General features: G+C 60.8%; 19 protein-coding genes and 3 pseudogenes. 13 read left to right on the top strand and 9 right to left on the bottom strand.

Annotated features, from left to right (window positions below):
- Window positions 1-228: 228 nt before the first annotated feature.
- Window positions 229-768 (top strand): annotated as a pseudogene (locus NATPE_RS19435) (Cdc6/Cdc18 family protein); the annotation flags it as partial.
- A gap of 91 nt (window positions 769-859) precedes the next feature.
- Here NATPE_RS19435 and NATPE_RS19440 read toward each other — a convergent pair.
- The gene (locus NATPE_RS19440; protein WP_006180953.1) at window positions 860-1,183 is read right to left on the bottom strand and encodes a hypothetical protein; all 324 of its coding nucleotides are present in this window, start codon (window positions 1,181-1,183) and stop codon (window positions 860-862) included.
- 138 nt (window positions 1,184-1,321) lie between these two features.
- Between NATPE_RS19440 and NATPE_RS19445 the strand changes: the two genes are divergently transcribed.
- Window positions 1,322-2,248 (top strand): MarR family transcriptional regulator, encoded by a 927-nt coding sequence (locus tag NATPE_RS19445; RefSeq protein ID WP_006180954.1) that lies wholly within the window; start codon window positions 1,322-1,324, stop codon window positions 2,246-2,248.
- Window positions 2,245-3,048: a DUF6036 family nucleotidyltransferase gene (locus tag NATPE_RS19450; RefSeq protein WP_015310313.1), complete on the top strand. Its 804-nt coding sequence runs from the start codon at window positions 2,245-2,247 to the stop codon at window positions 3,046-3,048. The genes NATPE_RS19445 and NATPE_RS19450 overlap by 4 nt, the downstream gene beginning before the upstream one ends.
- 5 nt (window positions 3,049-3,053) lie before the next feature.
- Here NATPE_RS19450 and NATPE_RS19455 read toward each other — a convergent pair.
- The 3 genes and pseudogenes from NATPE_RS19455 to NATPE_RS19465 form a co-directional block, all read right to left on the bottom strand.
- Window positions 3,054-3,855 (bottom strand): annotated as a pseudogene (locus NATPE_RS19455) (hypothetical protein).
- 98 nt (window positions 3,856-3,953) lie between these two features.
- Window positions 3,954-4,154: a hypothetical protein gene (locus tag NATPE_RS21790; RefSeq protein WP_081597655.1), complete on the bottom strand. Its 201-nt coding sequence runs from the start codon at window positions 4,152-4,154 to the stop codon at window positions 3,954-3,956.
- 322 nt (window positions 4,155-4,476) lie between these two features.
- Window positions 4,477-5,040, bottom strand: coding sequence for an SWIM zinc finger family protein (locus NATPE_RS19465; RefSeq protein ID WP_049804878.1), 564 nt, complete (start codon window positions 5,038-5,040; stop codon window positions 4,477-4,479).
- Between the two features lie 573 nt (window positions 5,041-5,613).
- Here NATPE_RS19465 and NATPE_RS23135 point away from each other — a divergent pair.
- The 3 genes from NATPE_RS23135 (at window position 5,614) to NATPE_RS19485 (ending at window position 7,822) form a co-directional block, all read left to right on the top strand.
- On the top strand, window positions 5,614-5,895 hold the full coding sequence (locus NATPE_RS23135; protein ID WP_006180959.1) for a toxin-antitoxin system TumE family protein: 282 nt from the start codon (window positions 5,614-5,616) through the stop codon (window positions 5,893-5,895).
- Window positions 5,888-6,313, top strand: coding sequence for an HVO_A0114 family putative DNA-binding protein (locus NATPE_RS19480; RefSeq protein WP_006180960.1), 426 nt, complete (start codon window positions 5,888-5,890; stop codon window positions 6,311-6,313). The genes NATPE_RS23135 and NATPE_RS19480 overlap by 8 nt, the downstream gene beginning before the upstream one ends.
- Window positions 6,314-6,565: 252 nt before the next feature.
- Window positions 6,566-7,822 carry an RNA-guided endonuclease InsQ/TnpB family protein gene (locus tag NATPE_RS19485; protein WP_006180961.1) on the top strand — a complete coding sequence of 419 codons (1,257 nt, stop codon included), beginning with the start codon at window positions 6,566-6,568 and terminating at the stop codon, window positions 7,820-7,822.
- Window positions 7,823-7,857: 35 nt separating this feature from the next.
- On the opposite strand, the gene NATPE_RS19490 is transcribed toward NATPE_RS19485, so the two are convergent.
- From NATPE_RS19490 to NATPE_RS19510, 5 genes are all read right to left on the bottom strand, one after another.
- Window positions 7,858-8,970 (bottom strand): IS630-like element ISNpe13 family transposase, encoded by a 1,113-nt coding sequence (locus NATPE_RS19490; protein ID WP_015298696.1) that lies wholly within the window; start codon window positions 8,968-8,970, stop codon window positions 7,858-7,860.
- An 80-nt stretch (window positions 8,971-9,050) separates the two neighbouring features.
- Window positions 9,051-10,280 carry an ABC transporter permease gene (locus NATPE_RS19495; RefSeq protein ID WP_015310316.1) on the bottom strand — a complete coding sequence of 410 codons (1,230 nt, stop codon included), beginning with the start codon at window positions 10,278-10,280 and terminating at the stop codon, window positions 9,051-9,053.
- 2 nt (window positions 10,281-10,282) lie between these two features.
- Window positions 10,283-11,467, bottom strand: coding sequence for an ABC transporter permease (locus NATPE_RS19500; protein ID WP_006180963.1), 1,185 nt, complete (start codon window positions 11,465-11,467; stop codon window positions 10,283-10,285).
- A 124-nt stretch (window positions 11,468-11,591) separates the two neighbouring features.
- The gene (locus NATPE_RS19505; RefSeq protein WP_006180964.1) at window positions 11,592-12,371 is read right to left on the bottom strand and encodes an ABC transporter ATP-binding protein; all 780 of its coding nucleotides are present in this window, start codon (window positions 12,369-12,371) and stop codon (window positions 11,592-11,594) included.
- Between the two features lie 190 nt (window positions 12,372-12,561).
- Window positions 12,562-13,137 (bottom strand): metal-dependent hydrolase, encoded by a 576-nt coding sequence (locus NATPE_RS19510; RefSeq protein WP_015310317.1) that lies wholly within the window; start codon window positions 13,135-13,137, stop codon window positions 12,562-12,564.
- 184 nt (window positions 13,138-13,321) lie between these two features.
- Between NATPE_RS19510 and NATPE_RS19515 the strand changes: the two genes are divergently transcribed.
- From NATPE_RS19515 to NATPE_RS19545, 7 genes and pseudogenes are all read left to right on the top strand, one after another.
- Window positions 13,322-13,603 (top strand): hypothetical protein, encoded by a 282-nt coding sequence (locus tag NATPE_RS19515; RefSeq protein ID WP_081597656.1) that lies wholly within the window; start codon window positions 13,322-13,324, stop codon window positions 13,601-13,603.
- A 58-nt stretch (window positions 13,604-13,661) separates the two neighbouring features.
- Window positions 13,662-14,786, top strand: coding sequence for a DUF4350 domain-containing protein (locus NATPE_RS19520; protein ID WP_006180967.1), 1,125 nt, complete (start codon window positions 13,662-13,664; stop codon window positions 14,784-14,786).
- Window positions 14,783-15,814 carry an AAA family ATPase gene (locus NATPE_RS19525; protein WP_006180968.1) on the top strand — a complete coding sequence of 344 codons (1,032 nt, stop codon included), beginning with the start codon at window positions 14,783-14,785 and terminating at the stop codon, window positions 15,812-15,814. The genes NATPE_RS19520 and NATPE_RS19525 overlap by 4 nt, the downstream gene beginning before the upstream one ends.
- 380 nt (window positions 15,815-16,194) lie before the next feature.
- A complete protein-coding gene (locus tag NATPE_RS19530) occupies window positions 16,195-18,201 on the top strand; it encodes a hypothetical protein (RefSeq protein ID WP_006180969.1) in 2,007 nt (668 codons plus the stop codon).
- 112 nt (window positions 18,202-18,313) lie between these two features.
- The gene (gene tnpA, locus NATPE_RS19535) at window positions 18,314-18,703 is read left to right on the top strand and encodes an IS200/IS605-like element ISNpe10 family transposase (RefSeq protein WP_006180971.1); all 390 of its coding nucleotides are present in this window, start codon (window positions 18,314-18,316) and stop codon (window positions 18,701-18,703) included.
- Window positions 18,700-19,934: pseudogene (locus tag NATPE_RS19540) on the top strand (RNA-guided endonuclease InsQ/TnpB family protein). Before tnpA ends, NATPE_RS19540 begins: the two are co-directional and overlap by 4 nt.
- 649 nt (window positions 19,935-20,583) lie before the next feature.
- Window positions 20,584-21,849: a DUF1616 domain-containing protein gene (locus NATPE_RS19545; RefSeq protein WP_015310319.1), complete on the top strand. Its 1,266-nt coding sequence runs from the start codon at window positions 20,584-20,586 to the stop codon at window positions 21,847-21,849.
- The last annotated feature ends 63 nt before the right edge of the window (window positions 21,850-21,912 follow it).

The following is a 21,912-nucleotide window of genomic DNA, read 5'->3' on the forward strand; positions in this document are numbered from 1 at the left end:
GTGTCATGTGCAGTCGCGTCCGCGTAACTGAGAATCGGGAAGAGATTGATAATGAGGACATCGGATATATTACCTGTCGCGTGATCCACTGCGCGCGACACTGCCCGGATTCAATCATCGCCCACCCTCAGTCCCGTCCGGTGTTGATCGCTGTCCCCGGTCCGCCGGACATACCGCTTTTCGAGACTCGAGACACACCGTGTGCAGAGGACACACCGTGTGCAGAGTGACCGACGGGACGCGTTCCACGATGGCGTTCTCTCGGACGATGTAATTCCGCTGACGGCGGCACTAGCCGCCCAAGAACACGGTGATGCCAGAAAGGCCATCGAGATTCTTCGTCACGCCGGCGAGCTTGCCGAGCGAGAAAACGTCGAGACGGTCGTCGAGGAGCACGTTCGCGATGCCCAGGAGTGGGCTGAAATTGATCGGTTCGAGGAGCTGCTACGCGGATCGACAACCCAGGTCAAGTTCATCCTCTACTCTCTCGCGCTGCTCACCGATGAGAATCCGAACGAGGATGGATTCTCTACCAACCGGATTTACGAACGGTATCAAGCGACGACAGAGAAAGCTGATGCGAAGACTCTCAGCGAACACCGCGTGTATGAGCTGTTGAAAGAGCAGGCGTTCCTCGGTGTCGTTGAATCAACTCGGACCGGGGGTGGCTGGGGTGAAGGCAGTTATCTTGAGCATCGGCTGGTTCAGGATACCGGCATCGTGCTGAAATCTGTCCTCCGGGACAGCCGGTTGGAAGACTTGGCCTAGTTCCCGTTTCGGTCGCTGACCACACCCCTGATCACGAGTGTATCTCTCGATACGTCGGAAACGTGGGGCGGGTGTCCTCCCTCATCGAGTTTTACTCGTCCGGGTTGACCGGGCCCTTGTACTGAGAACGAATCTTCTCTCCCTCCCGCCACTGCCAGTAGTAGTAGCGATTATCGTTGATCTCCTTGATTGTGATCGTTGCTTTGGCCGGGACGTCATCCGGAAGATCGTCCGGTCGTTCTTCGACCTCTTCTTGATCTGCTGACTCCTCGAGACGGGCCTCTCGTTCCTTGTGCTCGGCGAGCGCTTCAGCGTACGTAGCAACGTCTCGGAGCTGCTCCGGGTCCGACTCGTTGAGCGTGTTGACGATCTCCTTCGGGAGGTTCGCCGGTGGGGTCGGGGGTTCGTAGGACATCGGCTACTCTCGTGTTAACCAACACGGCCCACGAATCCATAGTTTTGTTGGTTAAAACGATGTAGACGGTTCTCGTGATTCCTGGCTGTAACACTACTCGAAACTTCTTTATATACAAGTTTCGTACTATGTTACACCGTGCTCCGCCGCATCGAACTCGAGGTCCTCGCCACGGTCGACCGCGGCGACACGATCTCCGAACTCGCGACGAAGCTCGACCACAGCGAGAGCTACCTCTCTCGTGCCGTCGGCGATCTCGTCGAGAAGGGGCTCGTCTACACGGAACGCGACGGCCGCCGAAAACGAGTCGTCCCGTCGGATGCTCGCGCCGTCGAACTCTATCGGGACCTCGTCCGCCAGCACTCCCACATCGACTTCCCCGAACTGCTGACCGGGAAGACACTCGAGGTGCTGTACTACCTCGACCAGCCGCGAACTGTCTCCGAGATCGCCGACCGAAGCGACAACTACCGCAACACGGTCAACCGCGTGCTCAAGCGGTTTCGCGACCGTGGTCTCGTCGGGACGGACGACGGCCGCTATGACTTCAACGCCGATTTCGACCGCCTCCACGAGTTCGCCCGTGAACTCGCACACCATCTGCATCGTCAACGCCTCGAAGTCGTCGCCCCGAAGGGCACGATTCTCTGGGAGGACTACGACGAATTCCTCGCCCAGGTCGAGGCGGAGATCGACACGGAAGCGTTCCACGAAACCGGCCTCGCTCGGTTCGCGGCCTTCGACCTCCAGTTCCTACTCACCGGCCACCGCTACTACTTCTACTCCGAGGACCTCGACGCAGTCTCGCCGGCGCAGCTCTGCTGTCATACCCTCTTGATTGACGACGGCAGCCGCCACCGCTCGTACTGTCTCCTCCTGCTCAGCCACGTCGATGTCGACGAGGATGACCTCCGAGAGCAGGCGGCGAAGTATGACCTTGAAGACGAAATCGACGCCTTGCTCCGTTACCTCGAGACGCACGGCGAGGTCGACGACGACCGGCTCCCGGAGTGGGACGAGTTCCAAGAGCTGGCGGCTGACTACGAGGTGCCACTACCACAATGAGACCAACATTCGGACGCGAGTACATCGAGAACGAATTCCAGCGAATCGGGGACGGGCTATCTGAACCGCTCACGGTCTACCTGATCGGTGGTGGCGCGATGTCGCTGCGCGACCTCAAGGGGGCGACGAAAGATATCGACCTGGTCGTTCCAGATGGCGACGCGTACGGCCAGCTGTGGGCCGTCCTGATGGACCTTGGGTATGCAGAGGTTCAATCGCTGGATCCAGATTACCGGGCGCTGGGGGCGACGAGCTGCGTCGAGAACGACGATGGGTGTCGCCTCGATATCTTCAACCAGCAGGTCGCGAACAAGCTCGTGCTCACCGACGGTATGCAAGAGCGCAGCGAGCCGTTCCTCAACCTGGATCGACTGACGGTCCGGCTGGTCAGTAACGAGGATATCTTCCTGTTCAAGGCGATCGCAGGCCGCGACGACGACATCGAGGACATGAATATGATCGTACAGGTCGGCCTCGACTATGACGTCGTCCGTGAAGAACTCGAAGCCCAGATCGAACGCCTGGGTGACGATCAGTTCGCCACGTTCGCGAACGAGGCCCTGGTCGAACTCGAGGAGCGGTACGGGGTGACCACGCCGATTGAGGCCCGCATCCAGGAGCTCACGAATAGGTACTACCGGGGGCTCGAAGTCCTCCAGGTGCTCGACGAGTCGATGACTGTAGACGAACTGGCCGCTGAACTGGAGCTGGATGCCAACGAGGTTCACGACCGGATCGCGTATCTCTCGACGTTCGACCGGGTCCAACGAGATGGCGACACAGTCCGTCCCGTGGAGTAGTCCGCTCACGAGTACGGGGAGGGAAGGCGGCCGTCTGGTCGGGGAACGCGGCCACGCTTGATCTCGTGATCGACGCGACGCAGGTGCTTGCAGCCGCCTTCTGGTGAGCGCTACTGCCAGTCGGGACAGGTACACGATTCGTCGATGACGTCCACTTCGTACCTGTTGCCGGACGCGGACTGCACCTCGTAGCGGCCACCTTTCGAAAGGAGCGAGACATCCATCGCTTCAGCGACGGCACGCTTCGTGCGGGGCTCGAGATCGTCTTGCGACTGTGCGTTCTCGTCGACGACCATCCGGTCGCGAACGTCGCCCGTTCCGCCACCGTCCGGAGGGCCACTGAGCCGCTCGTGGAGAACTTCCTCCACCGGATGGGCTTCCGGCCACAGGTAGTAGACCTCGCGGCGCTCGTGATGGTCCTAGGCACGCGGCTGCGCTCCCGGTCCAGACTCTCCAGGCACCGAGCGCGGCCATCACGTCGACGATGTCACGGGGAACTGTCTGGTGGTCGTCCGGGAAGAACACCCGGAAGCGGGTACACGCCTCCTGCGGCGGGACGGTCTCCCACCAGTCTTCGCTGGAGCCCCAGCTGTCGAACATCGCTTCATCGCTCCCGTAGCCGACGGTCACGCCGTCGACCGGCGTCCAGTCTGCTGGGTGGTGGTCCGCCTCGCCTTCGAGCACCCGAAGAACGGCGTATCGGAGGTACTCGTGGGCTTGGTTGTCTGTCGTACGAGCGACCTGGTCGTGTTGCTCGGCAACGTGCTCGGCTTCCTCAAGGACCGTCGTGAGATAGGGTTCAGTCATCATTCGACGGAGGTCAGAACGCGCCTCCGCCCCTCTGCGGGCGCTGAAAAACTTAAGATCAGACACGGCATCATGCACTTTGAAAGTTCAGTTTGGTATCATCGTTCGAGTACCTCTGCATCGGGGTGTTTTCCAGCTGGACCGGCAACTGCTTTCGCACGCTCGAGTTCACGGATCTCTCTCTGAGCTTGTCGTTCAAGCAGTTCGTCCCGCCGACACCGTTCACGAGCGACATCGTCGACACCGTCCTTGCCATCGATCGTGAAATGCTTGCCACGGTGATCGATTTGCTCGAGCATCAGTACTGATCCTCGGCTTCGTCCACTGCAGCATCTCGAGCGTCCGCTTGGAGGTGCTCGTAGCGGACCTCACAGCTGTCCGAACAGAACCGACCAGAATACCCTGTCCGATCGCGAGCAGGTTCCGAACACGTCGGCATTCGGCATTCGTCGCGGTCAGTCATCTGGCGATCCCTCGATGTAGGATCCGAGTTGTTTCAGTGGCTGTCGGCGTGATTGTTGTCTCTCTTTGTCTCATGGGTTGCTACGGTGGGCTCCTTTCGAGCCCCCGCACCCCTTTCGGGGGATACAAACCGTCTCGAGTGACGAGATCACTCGACAGTCAGCGGCTGAACGTCCCATCTGGCGCAGGGACAAGTCCCGTCCGGATCTCGAGGTCGACACGGCGAAGATGCTTACAGCCGTTGTCTGGCTGGCGCTGCTCGAAATCAGGACAGGTACACGTCGCTGCTTCGAGATCGACCTTGTAGGTGTTCCCGCTTTCACTCTCGACCTCGTAGATCGGGCCCACTGTCCCAAAGCGGACGTCCAACTTTTCGTTCAGTGCACGGCGCGTTCGTGGGTCGTCGATCGAGTAGCCACCTGCCTCGAGGGCAGTCGGTGGCTGAGGGTTGTCGCAGGAGGCGGTGAACTCGTCGCGATGGTTGCGCTCGTGGCCGCATTTTCGACAGCGCCAGTACCGGGTCCGATACTCGTAGCTGTCTGTAAGATCGATGTCGTAGGGCGATGGTGCTTTCCCGGGGAGCCACTCGTCGATTGCGACGAGTTCGTGTCCGTTTAGACGAGCGGTATCGCCAGGATAGCTCTGGGATCGGTCGTTCGAGAATTCGCCGTCAGTCGAACGTTCTCGATGCGTCTCGCTCTGAATCGGTCGGTCAGTACTTATCGATATCTCGAGGCGGACGGAGTCGCGCCTCAAGCCTTCTGGCGCACAAAAACCCTTGTAGAGCCAACAGCAGTGAAATACGTCGGGAAACTTCCTCGGATACCATCTTCCTGAGAGCGAAGAACGGTCGAACGGATGGGTCTATCTAGCTACACCACCGAACCACCGTCCAATTCCGCTATCTGACGATCAGTACTGAAGCTACATCGTATCGACCGTCTCCAATCGGTGTGATTACTATCAGGGGCATGTATAACGGAAACGAGATGGCAAACCGGGTTCCCTACCATCACGAAATAGATAAACAGTTCTCGGTAGATTTCGTCAGTCCCCTGCTTGAGGATGTGGGAGAGCGTGTCGTCGGATACGAAGGCCACAAATCGGTCAAGGTCGAGTCGTTCGAGTTGGATCGAACTGTCTACGTCGTCTATCGGTGGTTTGCGTCACTTAGTGACGGCGCGTATCCACGGCCTAAAGGCCGTGGCATTGTGCCTGTTCAACCTGTAAGCGATTATCTCCCTATGGGATGAGTCCCATATTTTATATTGATGGGGTTCATACCATAGTCCAGGGATGGGACACACGGTCATCGAAGACGTTGAGGACCGCATTGGAGACCGGGTCATCCGACGAAAAATCATCAAAACCGACGACGAGCAGTATCCGAGCGGATATCGGTACTCGCTGCACTACGGATACGTCGATGGCCGTGGGACCATCCTTCGCTACGACAATGAGAATCGGACGGTTGGACGGCACGAACGCCACACCCCTGACAGTGTCGACGAAATCGAATTTCCGGGGATGATGGACCTCCGGGACCGGTTCATTGAGGAGGTCGAACACCATGACTGAAAACACGCTCAAAATCACGTTTCGCCAGGCCGACGAACACCGCGATGCCGCTCGAGAGCGACTGCGCCGCGCTGAAGCCGGCGAGAGCGACGAGTCGATCGAACAGGAGGTACGCCAAATACTGAACTTCGAGGAGTTCGACGATGTTGAGCGTCTTATGCGAACATCAAACCTCGAACTCATCGAAGCAATAGCTGAGCACAAACCAGCAAGCATCCGCGATACCGCCTCGATCGTTGACCGAGACTACCGGGAAGTCCACCGGAACCTCAAAGAACTCGAGTCGTTAGGTGTTGTCGAGTTTGAAACCAGTGGCCGGAGCAAGAAGCCGATTCTTCGCGGTGGCGTCGACAATATCGACGTCTCCATCCAGTTCCCACCTACAAGAAATGGCGAGCAGCAGGGAGTATCCGCCTAGACCCTGTGTTTTTGGCGTTTCTCCACGGCAGTGTAGTTGAGTGACGCGATTCACGCCCGCCGTGAACGGCGGGATTCTCTCGCTGGTTAAAGATAATATATATTATAAAGAGCAAGGAGAATACCCGCGCCTTTAGGCGCGGGATGAATCCGACACTCTGACCGCCAATCCACCGACAACGCTCCTGCCGGATATTCAACGCCCGGTCGTTGGTTTCAATACTTCTCATAACTAGTTATGCATACAGTACAGATGCTGGAGACGACCCGCACCTACGTCGCACGCATCACGAACCACCAACAGGTTCGTGACGATCTTGACCAGTTCGGGTTCTCCGTATCCAAACTGTGGAACGTCGGTCGCTACTACATCCATCAGCGGTGGGACGAAACCGGCGAAATACCCGACGAAGCCGAACTCAAATCGGAGCTGAAAGACCACGAACGCTACAGTGACCTTCATTCGCAGTCCAGTCAGCGAGTTCTCGAAGAACTTGCTGAGGCGTTCACCGGCTGGTACAACTCCGACGACGGCAACAACCCACCCGGCTACCGGAAACGTGGCAACGACCACCCGCGCTCCACCGTCACGTGGAAGAAACGAGCCATCAAGCACGACGAGAAACACGACCAACTCCGCCTCTCGAAAGGCTTCAACCTGAAAGAGAGTCGGTCTGACTTCATCCTCGCGGAGTACGAAACCCGCCCCGACGTAGAAGTCGAGAACATCCAGCAGGTACGTGCCGTCTGGAACGGAGACGGGTGGGAACTACACCTCGTCTGTAAGAAAGAGATTTCAGTCGAAAACGCGCCGGGTGACAACACGGCGGGTATTGACCTCGGTATCAGCAACTACCTCGCCATCGACTACGAAGACGGGGCGAGCGAGCTGTATCCGGGGAACGTGCTGAAAGAGGACAAGCACTACTTCACCCGCGAGGAGTACCAGACCGAAGGCGAGAACGGGCCGTCGAAACGTGCGCGGAAGGCTCGACAGAAACTCTCCCGACGCAAAGACCACTTCTTCCACACCCTGTCGAAACACATCGTTGAGCGGTGTGTCGAAGAAAGCGTGGAGAGGATAGCGGTTGGCGACCTCAGTGACATCCGCGAGAATGAGAACGGCGATTCGCGGAACTGGGGTGCGTCGGGGAACAAGAAACTCCACGGATGGGAGTTTGACCGCTTCACGAACCTGCTCGAATACAAGGCCGAGGAACACGGCATCCTCGTTGACCGTGTAGACGAGGAGAACACCTCAAAGGCGTGTTCGTGTTGCGGGCAGATTCGTGACTCGAATCGCGTGGAGCGCGGTCTGTACGTCTGTTCGTCGTGCGGGACGACAATGAACGCGGACGTGAACGGTGCGGTGAACATCCGCCGAAGGATAACTCAGAGTCCTCCGACAGGGGATATGAGTAACGGCTGGTTGGCACAGCCCGGAGTCTTCCTGTTCGACCGCGAGAGCGGGTCGTTCAACACGAGAGAACAGGGAGACTGTAAACCCTAATATCCCAACGCTCGGGATTCCTCCGGCTTTAGTGATTAGCAAATCTTATTGAGAAATCCACTGAGGTGATTGTCAATCCACGATGCAGCGAAACTCAGTTTCTCGGTCAGTTGGTCGAACAGTTCGTCAAGGAGTCTCCGGTACTCGTCTTCGCCGTTAACAATCAACGGCGAAGACTCCCACTTGAGACTCTTCCAGACAGGTTCGATTGGGTTGAGGTCCGGGGAACCAACCGGAAGGAACACCAGATCAATCCCGAGTTCATGAGCACGCTTGCGCGTGTGCTTGCAGACGTGTGACGAAAAGTTATCCAACACGAGCAGAATCCGCTTGCCGGGATTCTGCTCGCGGATCTCCTCGAAACACCCACAGATTTGTTCTTTCTCCTGGTTCGGTGGGAACGACAGCACGCTCTCTCCGTTGAGCGCATAGAACCCGGCCGCTGGTGTATCGATTTTCACCAGCGGCCGAGTGATATGTGGTTCATCGACCGTATACAGTCGCTGAGAGTTGTCCCATGGTTGTGGATGCGAGACATCGAAAAATCCCACCACAGTCCCGCCATCAGTGCAGATATCCTCATCGGTACGCCACTTCTCTTCGTCGTCATCGTCGTCACTCTCGCGCTTATTATGTGGCTGGTCGTGAGCATCCTCGTCGAACGCGTACTCAACGCGTTCGTCGAGGATCTCTTCGGCGTTGTCGGGTCGATCAGGCCGTTTTGTCCGAGGAATGGCGTAGGAAAGGCCGAGATTGTGTAGGAACGTTGGGAGGTAGTGTGGATGATATTCGACGTCGAACTCCTCGTCGAGAAGGTGCTGAATCTCCTGTTTTTTCCACGGTTGTCCCTCACGTAGTCGATCGATGAGTTCGTCTTGTTGGTCTTCGTCGAGCTTCGGGGGCCGACCGCCCCCGAAGTTCGGAGTGAGTTTGCCGAGACCTCCTTCGTTCCAGCGGTTAACCCAGTTCGTGGCGGTGCCCTCAGATTTCCCGACGTCGTCGGCGGCTTCCTTCAGCGTGGCACCCTTGTACAGCCGTTTGATGAACACGAGGCGTTCGAATTCCTTCTGATCGTCTGCCTCGCCGAGAAGACGATCCAGATCTTCTTCACTCAGGTGTCGCACGATTTTCTTCTCTCGACCAGTCACTACACTAAAGAGATACTTCTACTCAATAACTTTCCCGAATCACTATAGCCGGAGGAGGATGTCAAGCTGTCGGGTCGTGTTTAGGCATGAAGGGTATCAACGCGAGCGTCTCGTGCCACGCGCCACCCGGCGACGATCGCGCCGAGCGTTCCGATACCGACTGCGATTACGAGACCTCCGAGGTAGACTTCCGGCGGCGTCCGCAGCAGGTCCTCGAAGCCGACGACCTGTGCGGCGACGCGATCGAGTACGAACGCGAATGCTGGGGTCGCGAGGAGACCGAGGAGTCCGCCGATTAGTCCGAGCGTCAACCCCTGTCCACCGACGATCCCGGCAAGGAACCCGCGTGACAGGCCGATCGCTCGCAACGCGGCCAGTTCCTCCCCCTGCTGGACGGCCACGAGGACGAGCGTGTTCACCGTCAGTGCAACACCGGCTACCAGTGCCAATACGACGAGCGTCGCACCGCTAGCGAGTACCAACAGATACTCACTCAGTAGCGACTCGAACTGTTCCTCGCTCGTCCGGACATCGTATTCGGGATGCGACTGCTGGATCGCGTCGCTAACAGCCGCCCGGTCGGCACCCTCCGCCGTAGTAACTGTCACGTACGTCGCCCGATCGGTGCCGGTGGTTCCCGTGATCGTCTGTAGTTCGCTGAGCGGCATCGTCACTGTCGAGGTCCCGAGGAACTGCGAATACGCCGAGGATATCCCGACGACCTCGAACTCGCGCTCGGTGGCACTCGATCGACTCGACCCGACGTAGAGCGTATCGCCGACGTCGACATCGAATCGATCGGCCGTCTGTGGATCGATGAGTATCTCTTGACTCATCGGCCCGTTGTACGTGCCGTTCGCATAGTGGCTATCGCCTTTCGAGAACCCGGTACCGCTCTCGAGCGAGAGATCGCCGTGGGTGTTCGGAACGCCGAGACCGGTCACCAGTTCGAGACTGTCTGGTTCCGTCCCGACGTAGACGCCGTGGAACGCGAGCGGTGACGCCTGCTCGACGGCGTCGCGTCGCTCGAGGTCCGCGGCGAGCCGGTGCGAATCGGTGATCGGGTTTTCGATACTGCCGGTCGCAGTCAACTCAACGCCATCGGCCGTAACCCAGATGTCCTGACCGGCCTGATCGAACCGTTCCTCGCCGGTCTGGACGACGCCGAGGCCGACACTCGCCAGAAGCGTGACGGCCAGGACGGCCAGTGCGATCGAGAGAACGACGAACACTGTCCGGCCGCGTTCATGACGCACTTGCTGAAGCGTGAGTCGGGCGATCGCGCGTATTTTGATGAGTAGCCGGCGCATGCTTATCGTCCCAGTTCAGCGACAACGTTCGTTCGTGCGACGAGATAGAGCGGATACGGAAGCGCCAGGACGCCAGCGATCAGCGCGACGGCGACGGCGTAGAGTCCGAACGCGGGACGGAGCGTCGCGATCGGCTCCGGCGCGATGGTCGCCGTGGCGACGTAGTTCGTGATCGAGACGCCAACGGTTCCGAGGACAATGCCGACTAGCGCGCCGGCTAGTGTCAGGCTCAACGTCGTAACCGCGACGATCGCGAGCCGGGACCGGGTCGAGAAGCCAATCGCTGCGAACACGGCGATCGTCTGCCGGTCCTTGTCAATTGTCAGTGCCGCCGAGGTTGCGACGAACAGCGAACAGATCACGACTGCGACGATCAACGCGACCAGACTCGTGGCGAGCGCGAAATCGTTACTCCGGATCGACGCCAACTGACCGTCGTCACCCGTTTGGACCGTCGCGTTCGGATAGGCGTCCGCTGCCGCCGATTCGACCGTGGCCGTCGACGCGTCCGGTCCGGTTTTCACGAGTATCTGATCGGCCAGATCATCGTTGTCGGCCCCCGAGATCGACTGTAGCTCGCTCAAATGAACCATGACGAGCGGCAGCTCACCGCTTACGCCGTTGGCTCCCGTGTCTTCGATCGCGGTCGCAGTGTACTCGGGTCCACCACTCGTATACCCTCGACGGAGTGTCGCAGCCGGCATCGAACTCCCGACCTGGAGGGAATCACCTTCCGAGGCGTTGATCGCGGTGGCTGCTTCGTCCGTCAGCACGACTTCACCGGTCCGAGCGCCGTCGTACGTTCCGTTCGCGAAATGAGGATCCCCCGGCTCGAGTGAAGCAGTCGACACCCCCTCTATCGTGGTCGGCTCGGCTGGCGGGACGACGCCCATCGCGAGTACGGTCTCCGTTTCGCTGCTCCCATCGACACCGATACGGACCGCTTCGACGAGAACCGGTGTCGCGTACGCGACGTCCTCGCGCTCATCGAGCGTCGCGGACGTCTCGTGAACGGCTCCGAGTTGCGCGGTCTCGACGTCGATGACCGACGAGAGCGTCCCGCCGCCAGCTGGAACGATACGAACGTCGGCTTCGCTCTCGTCAGGTGAATCGGCCGCAATACCGGCGGCGATTCCGGTCACGATCACCAGGAGGGCGATCGTAACGGCGATGAGAGCGACCGTCACGAGCGTCTGTCTCGGTATCTGGCGAAGTCGTGACACCAGCCGATAGACAGCGACTCGGAAGAGTCCGCCCCATCGACGAACCCGGCGGCCGCGGGGTCGGCCTCGATTTCGCTCCGGGGGATCGTCACTCATTGAACTGCCCCGTCTGCCGTACCTCCCCGTCGAGGAGTCGAAGAACGCGGTCGGTCACTGCCATCGCGCGCTCGTCATGCGTCGCGACGAGTACTGTCCGTTCGTCTGCGACGTCGACGAGGAGCTCCAGGACTCGCGCTCCGGTTCCCGTGTCCAGCTCGCCCGTAGGTTCGTCGGCCAGAACGACCGCTGGGTCGGCGACCAACGCCCGCGCTATCGCGACGCGCTGTTGCTCACCACCGCTCAGCTCGCTCGGCAGATGGTCCATTCGATCCTCGAGACCGACCTGCTCGAGTAGCTCGGCCGCTCGCCGCTGCCGCTCGCCCCGTGACACGCCGCGTTCGATCAGTGGCAAGGCGACGTTGTCCCGAGCGGGAAGCGCCGGCAGCAGGTGAAACTGCTGAAAGACGAACCCGATGTGATCGCGCCGCAATCGCGTCCGCTGCGCTCCGGAGAGCGCCGTGAGGTCTGTCCCGAGTACGTCGACGGTGCCGTCGCTCGGCTCGAGGAGGCCGCCGATGACGTGGAGTGCCGTCGATTTGCCGCTTCCGCTCGGACCCACGAGACCCACGACGTCACCGGTGGCGACCTCGAACGAGACGTCGCGGAGAGCCGTGACGGTCCGCGACGCCGTCGACCGGGTCCCGTACTCGTGCGTCACCCCCTCACAGCGGACGGCGACCGACGACGGAGTCGCCGTTCGATCGGCACCGTCGCCGATCGGCCGTGCTCGGACGCTTTCGTCCTCGTTCAGAGATGAGTCGCGGGCCATTCACTTGACTGTTCGAAGAACGCCGAACGACGATTCATTGTTTCGAGCCGCTTACCGTATTTTGTCTAAAATTACAAGCTGGTAGTAACGGCTTCACACGGACTCGTACTCGAGCTGATGATCGGACTGCGCGCCGTCAGAAACCGTTCCAGAAGGCCCGTGTTACCTCTTGGAGTGGTTGTCTTTTGGCTCATCGTTCCGGCTCGCTCAATCCGCGGTTTCCGGTGATACGCTCGAGCGCGCGCCGACCGTAGCCGAGACCGGGCGCGCCGTCGTAATACCAGGCGATGAGCGCGACGACAACGAGCCCTAACTGGACCCACTCGTACCACCCCATCGAGTACCGCAGGAAGCCGGCGAGAATACTGCCGGGAGTCTGGTACTGTGGTGGCTCGAGGATGGGCCAGAACAGAAACGTCGTCGCCGACAGGTCTCGATCGAGGATCGCTGTCGGCGGGATGTCGGAGAGCAGATGTGAGGCGTGCCCGATAGCGAACGCCATTCCAGCCTCGGGCCAACCAAAACGACGGGCCAGACTGTAGGCAATCGGAAGCAGCAACGCCGCGACGAAGACCGAATGCGTGAGTGTCCGCCCTCCCGGGAGGAGTCCGAGCGTCCACGCGAACGGTTTGTCGATCAGGTCCGGAAACTGCGAGCCGATCGCGAGGGCGACCACCGGAAGCGCTCGCGGCGATCGGCGGTTGCGTCGCCAGCTATAGCCCGTATAGATTAGGTATGCGACGGCGAGGTGTCCCCAGGGCCACATCGGATCGGGTTTGTAGCGGGGCCGGCAAAGACGTGTCGTTGTCGTTGGGGGTTTGCTTTTCCAATCGCTGTTGTTCACAGGCGGTACGAGGCGGATGCCCCGACCCTCGAGTTCGCGACGGCGGGCATCGAGTTCGCCGAGAGTGCGCTACGTTTAGGTGGCCTGCGGTGGCTCGTTGATGTAGATGCCAACGCAGCGTCGGATGCAGTTCGTTCGCGGGAACGTCGCGTGGATGGTCGGGACGGTCCTCGTCCTCGCCCTCCTGAACGCGCTCTCGTACGAACTGGTGTTCGTCTGCTCGCTGATCGGGTTTCTCGTCGTCACGGAGCTGACCGCCCCGTTCAACGTCACGCCGACGTGGCGACGCCGACTCCGGTGGCTCATTGCGGTTGGACTCCTCGTCTTCGCGATCATCGTCGTGCGGCGGATCCTCGAGATCCTTCCGCCGGGGGTCGTTCCGGTATGAGCCACCAGCGCGTCCACTCCCGAGAGCGGTCGATCACTCACCGTCGGGAGGTGTCACGATGAGCTGGCACGGGGGCCTGTTCGGCGACGGGGACGGCGTCGAGTGGCCGCGCGTTCTCCTGCTCGTCCTCGTCGTCACCGTCGTCGTCACGCTCGGCACCGCGGCCGCGACGTCGTCGACTGCGTTCGGTCCCTATAATCCAGCTTGGGATGGCTCATCCGACTTCCGTCAGGACATCGAGACCGACTCATCCGTCGAGCGTCACCTCGTCAGCGACACCGTGCAGTACGACCACCTGCCGGCCAACGACACGGTCGCGTTCGTGACCGCGCCCGACGAGCGCTACGACGAGGACGACGCCGAGCGTGTCCGTGAGTTCGTCGCCGAGGGCGGGACGCTCGTCGTCCTCGAGAACTTCGGCGACTCGGGGAACGCGCTGTTGTCCGCTGTCGGTGCCGAGGCGCGAGCCGACGGCCAACTTCTGCGGGACGAACAGCACCACTTTCGCGGGCCGACGATGCCGGTCGCAACGAACGTCACGAACCACACGTCCACGACCGGCGTCGATCAGTTGACCCTCAACTACGCGACGGCGGTCGATCCCGGAAACGCGACCGTACTGGTCAGAACCAGTGACTTCGCCTATCTCGGGCCCGAAGACGACGATCTCGATGAACAGAACGATCTCCGATCGTATCCGGTCGCGACGGTCGAGAACGTGAGCGAGGGCCGGGTCGTTGTCGTCGGCGATCCGAGCATCAGTATCAACGCGATGTACGACGAACCCGACAACGCCGCGTTCGTGCGCGGATTGTACGCCGACGCCGATCACGTGATCATCGACCGGTCCCACGACGCGGCGGTCCCGCCGCTGACTGCCACGTTGCTGGCGATCCGAAACTCGCCGCTGTTACAGTTACTCGTCGGGACGCTCGGAATCGGACTCGTCGGGCTCTTCTCTCGATACGGGATGCGGTCCGGGCTCGAGACCGTCCAGTCACGGTTGCCGGCGCGCGTTCGGCGGTCGGACAGACGCGACAGGACGTCTGCCACCCCCGGTCTGTCCGATACCGAGCGCGCCGAATACCTCCGCCGACGCTATCCCGATTGGGACGAGGAACAGGTTCAGCGAGTGATAACAGCGCTTAACCATCCTCGCTCGGAAGGTGAGGCAGACGAATGAGCGGTACCACCGATCCGGCTGCCGGGACGAGCGGCGATCCGGAGACCGTCTACGAGGAGTTACAGACCGAAATCAGCCGCGTTCTAATCGGTAATGACGAAGGTGTCGAATATATCACCATTGCACTACTGACCCGCGGTCACATCTTGCTCGAGGGCGTGCCCGGAATCGCCAAGACGACGCTTGCGAATCTTTTCGCACGGACATCCGGGCTCGACTTCAACCGGATCCAGATGACGCCGGACACTCTCCCCGCCGACATCACGGGGACGCACATCTATCGACAGGGCGCGGAGTCGTTCGAACTCCAGCGTGGTCCAGTCTTCGCTAATCTCGTTGTCGCCGACGAAATCAACCGTGCGACGCCGAAGACTCAGAGCGCGCTGCTCGAGGCGATGCAAGAGCGGCGCGTGACGATCGAAGGCGAGACGCTCGCGTTACCGGATCCGTTTATGGTCGTCGCGACCCAGAACCCGATCGAGTCCGAAGGCGTCTTCCAACTGCCGGAAGCACAGCGCGATCGCTTCCAGTTTAAACTGACGCTCGACCTTCCGGATCGGACGGACGAACGCGAACTCCTCGACCGGTTCGATGAGAAACCGAACCTCAGCCCGGAGGAAGTCGACCAAGTCGTCGATCCTGACCAACTCGTCGCTGCCCGCGAAACCGTTCAGACGGTCCACGTCGCACCGGCCGTCAAGGAGTACGTCCTCGATCTGGTCGCCGCGACCCGAGACCACGCCGATGTCGCTCACGGGGCTTCGCCGCGCGCGACACTGGCGTTTCTCAACGGTGCCAAGGCACGGGCTGCGATTCGTGGTCGTGACTATGTCATCCCCGACGACGTGAAATCGATAGCCGAGCCGGTATTGCGCCACCGACTCGTGTTGAACACCGACGCGGACCTGAGCGATGTCGATCCCGTCGAGGTCGTCGCGGATATCGTCGATACGATCGAGCCCCCGAGCGCCGATACGGCTCGGGCGTTCGATTCGGCTGCAGCGAGCGACGGTGGTAATATCGATTGACATCCTTCCTACCCTACTCGTTTGTGCTTCCGCTGGGGTTGGAAGTCTTCGCTCCTTAAACGAGGGGTCTCTGCCTCGAAAAACGTGAAGCCCCCTACTCTCGAGCGTCCTCACGCACATCGGTCTCGAGAGCAGTCATTCTGTCAGCCGAACCGATCCAAGCAGCTAGCCGTCTCCGTGGACCGCCTCGAGGTCACTCCCCGAGGTACTCGACCTGCTTCGCCTGTAGAGAGAATACCTTATTGGGATGCGCTGTGAACTGACTGACCGTGAATACTGTCGGCAGTCGCGCCCTCGTGCTGGCTCTTTCCGTTACCCTTCTGGTGATTATCGGCGGAATCGTTTCGATGGGCGCGGCCACTGCCGTTTCGGACGGTGATATGCAGCAGCACGTTGCGGTCCAGCAAAACGACTCGGCCGAGGAGCGAAACGAGACGACACCGCATCGAAACCCCGATGAGTATTCCGAGGACGGCGACCTCGAGGGCGTCGAACGCTGGCTGTCGAATCGCCTGACGTCACAACTCGGTGAGAGCGCGATCCAGTTGAGTGAGGGCGAGTATGAACTTGCAAGCGATTATGTCGGCGAGGAGTACCGTAACCGGCTCGAACAGTACGTCGACGTCGCCGGCCAGACCAGCGGGGAGAGTAACGAGGAGACGTTCGAGGAGACCGGTGAGCAACAGGCGCGGTTGACCGAGGCCGTCCAGGAGTATCGAGACACCAAAGCGGAGTACGAGGCGGCCCGTCAAGCGGGAAACGAGGAGCGGGCTCGTGAACTTGCGCGCGAACTCGAGTCGTTGGCCGACGAGATCGAGTCACTCGGTGGTTCAGTTCGCGAAGGGTATATTGACATCGAGGCGGAGACGGGGACCGACCTCTCCGAGTCGGACGCCGCGATCGAAAACGTCACCGACGAGATCGAGTCCGAACAGGCCGTCGTTCGCGCACAGGAGTTCACGGAAACGGACCTCTCGCTTACGATCGAGCGCGAGGAAATTTCGTTCCGCGACCCGTTGGTCGCGACGGGGGAACTGCGGACCCTGGACGGGAGTCCGATCGCGAACGAGGAGATCAGACTCGATATCGGCAACCACACCGAACGGGTCACGACCGATGCGAGTGGCGGCTTCACCCTCGAGTACCGACCGACCGACGAGTCGCTCTCGACCGACGAACTCGACATCCAGTACGTTCCCGATACCCAGTCGATCTATCTGGGCGATGAAACGACGGTTGACGTCTCGATCGACCAGGTCGAGCCGACGCTCGTCCTGGAGGAGACGCCGAGCGAGGTGGCGTATGGCGAACGCCACGCCGTTACGGGGGAGTTAACCGTCGACGGCCGGTCGGTCGATGGCGTCCCAGTTTCGGTCTCTCTCGGCGGCGAACGGCTCGAAACGGTACCGGTCAAAAACGGGGTGTTCGGTTCCTCGAGTCCGATTCCGGCGGCCGTCGAAGACGGGGACAGGGACCTGGTCGTTCGGCTCCCGCTCGAGGGGCAAGCACTCGCCGGAACGGCTAATACGACGACCGTGACGGTTCGCGAGACGCAGAGTACGCTCTCGATCGACGAAACGTCGATCAGCGGGCAGGAGGTAATGGTCAACGGATCGCTCGCCACCGTCGACGGGGACGGCGTTCGGGGCGAATCCGTTCAGATTCGAATCGACGGATCGACCGTCGATACCGTCACGACCGAGGCCGGCGGCTCGTTCGGGACGACGGTTTCCATTCCGAGTTCGAGCAGTGGCGACATGACAGTCGCCGCGGTCTACACGGGCGACGGGTCGAACCTCGAGACGGCGAGGGTCGAAACGACCGTAATGATCGATGGCTCAGCATCACGGATTCCGACGCCAGTCCTGCTTGCGGGCGGCTTCGTCGCAGTAATTGCGGCCGGACTCGGTCTCTGGTGGGTTCGCCGTTCAGACGAGGGCGCGTCGCCTGCCAGTCCGGCACGCGACCAGGGGGGCGTCGCTGGAGAACGGACTCCCGCCGACCGATCGACCGAGTCCACAGCGGATCCGGTCGACCCCCTGCTCGAACGGGCGGCCGATCAACTCGCGGCCGGTCGACCCAACGACGCTGTACGAACGAGCTATGCGGCCGTTCGTCGCGCGCTTGCGTCTCGGATTGACGGACAGAAATCGCTGACTCACTGGGAGTTCTATCGAACGTATCGGAACGCCGACGCGGCGGAGACAGACTTGCTTCGCGCCGTCACCCAGGGATACGAACGAGCCGCGTTCGATCCCGGCACCGTTCCGACGACGGAATCCGCGGCTCTCCTTGAGAAAGCGCGTCGACTGTGTGACCTCAGTGATTCGTCGGACGAGGGCGTTCCTGCCGATGATAAAGATACGAGCGCATACCCCCGTCTTTAGGCGGGGGTCAAGCGGACAATAGCCTACACACCCACCGACAACGCCACGGCTGGGTTTCCCACCGTTCTATCGGTGGTATTAAGACGACGACGGACCATAGTGTGCAACACGGATGAAGACCACACGGCACGCAACCTACAACCTCAACTACCACATAGTGTGGTTGCCGAAGTACCGTCAATTGGGGCTCGTTAATGAGGTTGCCAGCCGTATCCGGTCCATCCTTCACGAAATAGCCGACGACAAAGGCGTCGAAATACTCGACCTCACCGTACAGCCCGACCACGTTCACCTGTTCGTCAGTAGCCCGCCCAAGAACGAACCGGCGCTACTCGCCAACTGGTTCAAGGGTATCTCCTCGCGCAAGTACAACCACCGCTACGCCGACCACGACGGCGAGAAAATCGGATGGGCGCGAGGATACTACGCAGGGACCGCCGGGCACGTTTCGAGTGAGACTGTCGAGAACTACATCCAACAGCACAAGGAGGGCGATTCGTGACCGAACTCACGAAGACGCTGGAACTCAACTTGTGGACCCGAACGCCCACAAGCGGAGGAAACTCCGAGAGACGCGAGAGGCGTACCAGCACGCCCTCCTAGACGCATTCGACGCCCGATGTACCACGCAGACCGAAGCGAACGACGTGGTGGTCAACTACGACCTGTCGGGGTACGCGAAGAACGCCCTCAAGAAGTACGTCCCGCAGTTGACGACGACGTACAACGCGGGCGGCCTTCACGACGACCACCCTGTTCGGTTCACCAACGAGGGGCTACGCCTCGACCACCAGCCCGAGAACGCTATCGAGTGGTACGTCAAAATCCCGCACCACGAAGACTACCACCTCTGGATGCCAGCACAGCCGAATCCCGACCAACGAGACTGGCTGGAAGCGTTGAACGCGGGAGACGCCACGATGGGCGAGAGTCGGCTGTTCCAGCGGGACGGGACGTGGTATCTCCACGTCACCGCCACCCGCGACGTGGAGGAACGCTCCGAGGTGTCCGCCGAAGAACGGACGCCTATCGGAGTGGACATAGGGGAAGCGTCACTCGTCACGGTGTGTCACCGCGATGACCACGGTTCTCCGACCACACCCGAACTGTGGGCCGACGAGGGCAAAACCGTTCGTCGGCTCCGCAAGACCTACTTCACCGCCACGCGCCGACTCCAGACGCGAGGAAGCGAGCATATCGCGGAGTCCTTCGGGGGCGATATATGGAACCAGATAGACGACGTGTTCCACCGTGTCACCCGCGAAGTCGTGGAGTACGCCGAGTCCGTCGAGAATCCTGTTCTAGTTCTGGAAGACCTGACGTACATACGGGAGTCGATGGACTACGGCGACTTTATGAACCGGCGTCTCCACGGATGGGGATTCGCCAAACTCCACGCGCAGATACGGTACAAGGCCGTCGAGAAGGGTATCTCCGTAGAGACAGTGAACCCGCGCAACACGTCGAAGGAGTGCCACGCTTGCGGAGAGGTAGGATACCGCCTGCGACAGGCGACGTTCAAATGTACGAACGACGACTGCTGGATGGGCGAGTACCAAGCGGACGTGAACGGTGCGATAAATATCGCAGACCGCTACCTCAGCGGAGAGAGTCATTCAAGAGAACACACGGATGGCGATGACTCGGCTGAGGATGGGGGGCGTTTGACCGCCCCACAAGACACCCAAGCCGATGCTACCAAGCAAGAGACGCTTGGGACGTATGCGTCTTGAAACCATAGGGCCACGACCGGCCTGAAATCCCGTGGCGGGATTCCCGCGTCTTTAGGCGCGGGAGGAGGTCAATGAGTGGGTTGTCGTGCTGTGGACGGAAGTGGGACGCGATTGACCTCCTCCACGCACTGAAGGACGTGGAATCCGACCATCGGATTTCCGCCAAGTGTAGCGTTCAAGGTTCCAACCCGCACTCAAGGGGAACCGGCAGCATACCGGGGGAACTCTCGTTTCCTCCCCTGTATAGGGCTGTGGCCCGGTCAAACAGGCCCCATCGAATACCATGTCATCGCCGCGCGAACCACCGCTGGTCCGCTTCCTCTTGTGGTTCGAGGACGGCATCTCACGGTATTCGTAGCACTCTATGCTATGTTGGGCCACACCAAGATGGAAATCCAGTCTGGCTATCGAGGTCGGACGCTGCACCGAGCCTATCGGTCGACCCGCGCCTGAAGACGCGGGTATGCGCTTTCGGTTTCTATCAGATCTCGGCTGACGAGGAAGTAGCGGTAGTTGAGGGAATTCTCGAGGCGGACACCCCTCCGACAAACGCGCCGGCCGACTCGGGCTAGCGGTTGCGGGTCGCTACAGCCGTCGGCGGAGTGCTTATCGGACTGTTTTTATTACCTTCTGCGATACTAGCGGGTGAATGGTCGCTTCCCGGTCATTGTGGCTTCTCATTCCGCGGCCGATCAGGCAGCTGCCGGCCGATCTCGCCGTGGTCACGGCGTTCGTCGTCGCGACGAACGTGGCCGTATTCGCCCCACTCATTCGGGAGACGCCGCTGCGCGTGGCGCTCGGGCTCGTCTTCGTACTCTTCGCCCCGGGGTACGCGTTCATCGCAGCCCTGTTTCCCGAGGACGGTGAGACGCCCGAGCCGGCGGGTTCTGATGCGGACGGTGGCGATACGACGGATTCGGACGGCTGGTCCGACTCGCTCTCCTCGCGGGAGGGGATCGACGGCATCGAGCGCGTCGCGCTCTCGTTTGGCCTCAGTATCGCGATCGTCCCGCTGATCGGACTCGTGTTGAACTTCACGCCCTGGGGGATTCGCCTCACCCCGATCGCGGTGGCGGTCAGCGGCTTTACGCTCGCCTCGACGGCCGTTGCAGCCACCCGCCGCTGGGAGCTGCCGGCCGACGAACGCTTTCGGGTCCCCTACCGCGACTGGTACGCCGCTGGACGCGCGGAGCTATTCGAGCCCGATACGCGTGCGGATGCTGCACTGAACATCTTGCTAGTGTTGTCGGTCCTTCTTGCCGCCGGGAGCGTCGGCTACGCCGTTCTCGTCCCACCTGACGGTGAGCAGTTCTCGGCGATCTATCTGTTGACCGAGGACGACGACGGCGAACTGGTCGCCGACGACTACCCCACGGAGTTCGTTCAGGGAGAAAGTCAGGAACTGATCGTCGGGATCGACAACCACGAACACGAGACGACGGACTACACGGTGGTGGTCCTCGAGCAAGACGTCGAGGTGATCGGCAACGAAACGGTCGACGGGAATGCGACGGCCAACGAAACGGTCGACGGGAACGCGACGGCCAACGAAACGGTCGACGGGAACGCGACGGCCAACGAAACGGTCGACGGGAACGCGACGGCCAACGAAACGGTCGACGGGAACGCGACGGCCAACGAAACGGTCGACGGGAACGCGACGGCCAACGAAACGGTCGTCCGCGAGCAGCGCGAACTCGACCGGTTCAGTACTACGATCGCACACAACGAGAGCTGGCACCGCGAGTACGACCTCGAGCCGACCATGGTCGGCGAGAACCAGCGTGTCGTCTGGCTGCTCTTTCCCGGCGGTGACGTGCCGGCCGAGCCGTCGATGGACGACACTGAATACTCCGTCCACCTCTGGGTCGATGTCGCTGAGGCGACGAACTCGAGCGCTCCGGACGGCGTCTAACTCTCCAGAGACAGCCGTTCAGCGTCATCTTTAATCGTCTTCTGACCCTCTTTTCGCTACGGC

This window comes from Natrinema pellirubrum DSM 15624, assembly GCF_000230735.2.
GTDB lineage: Archaea > Halobacteriota > Halobacteria > Halobacteriales > Natrialbaceae > Natrinema > Natrinema pellirubrum.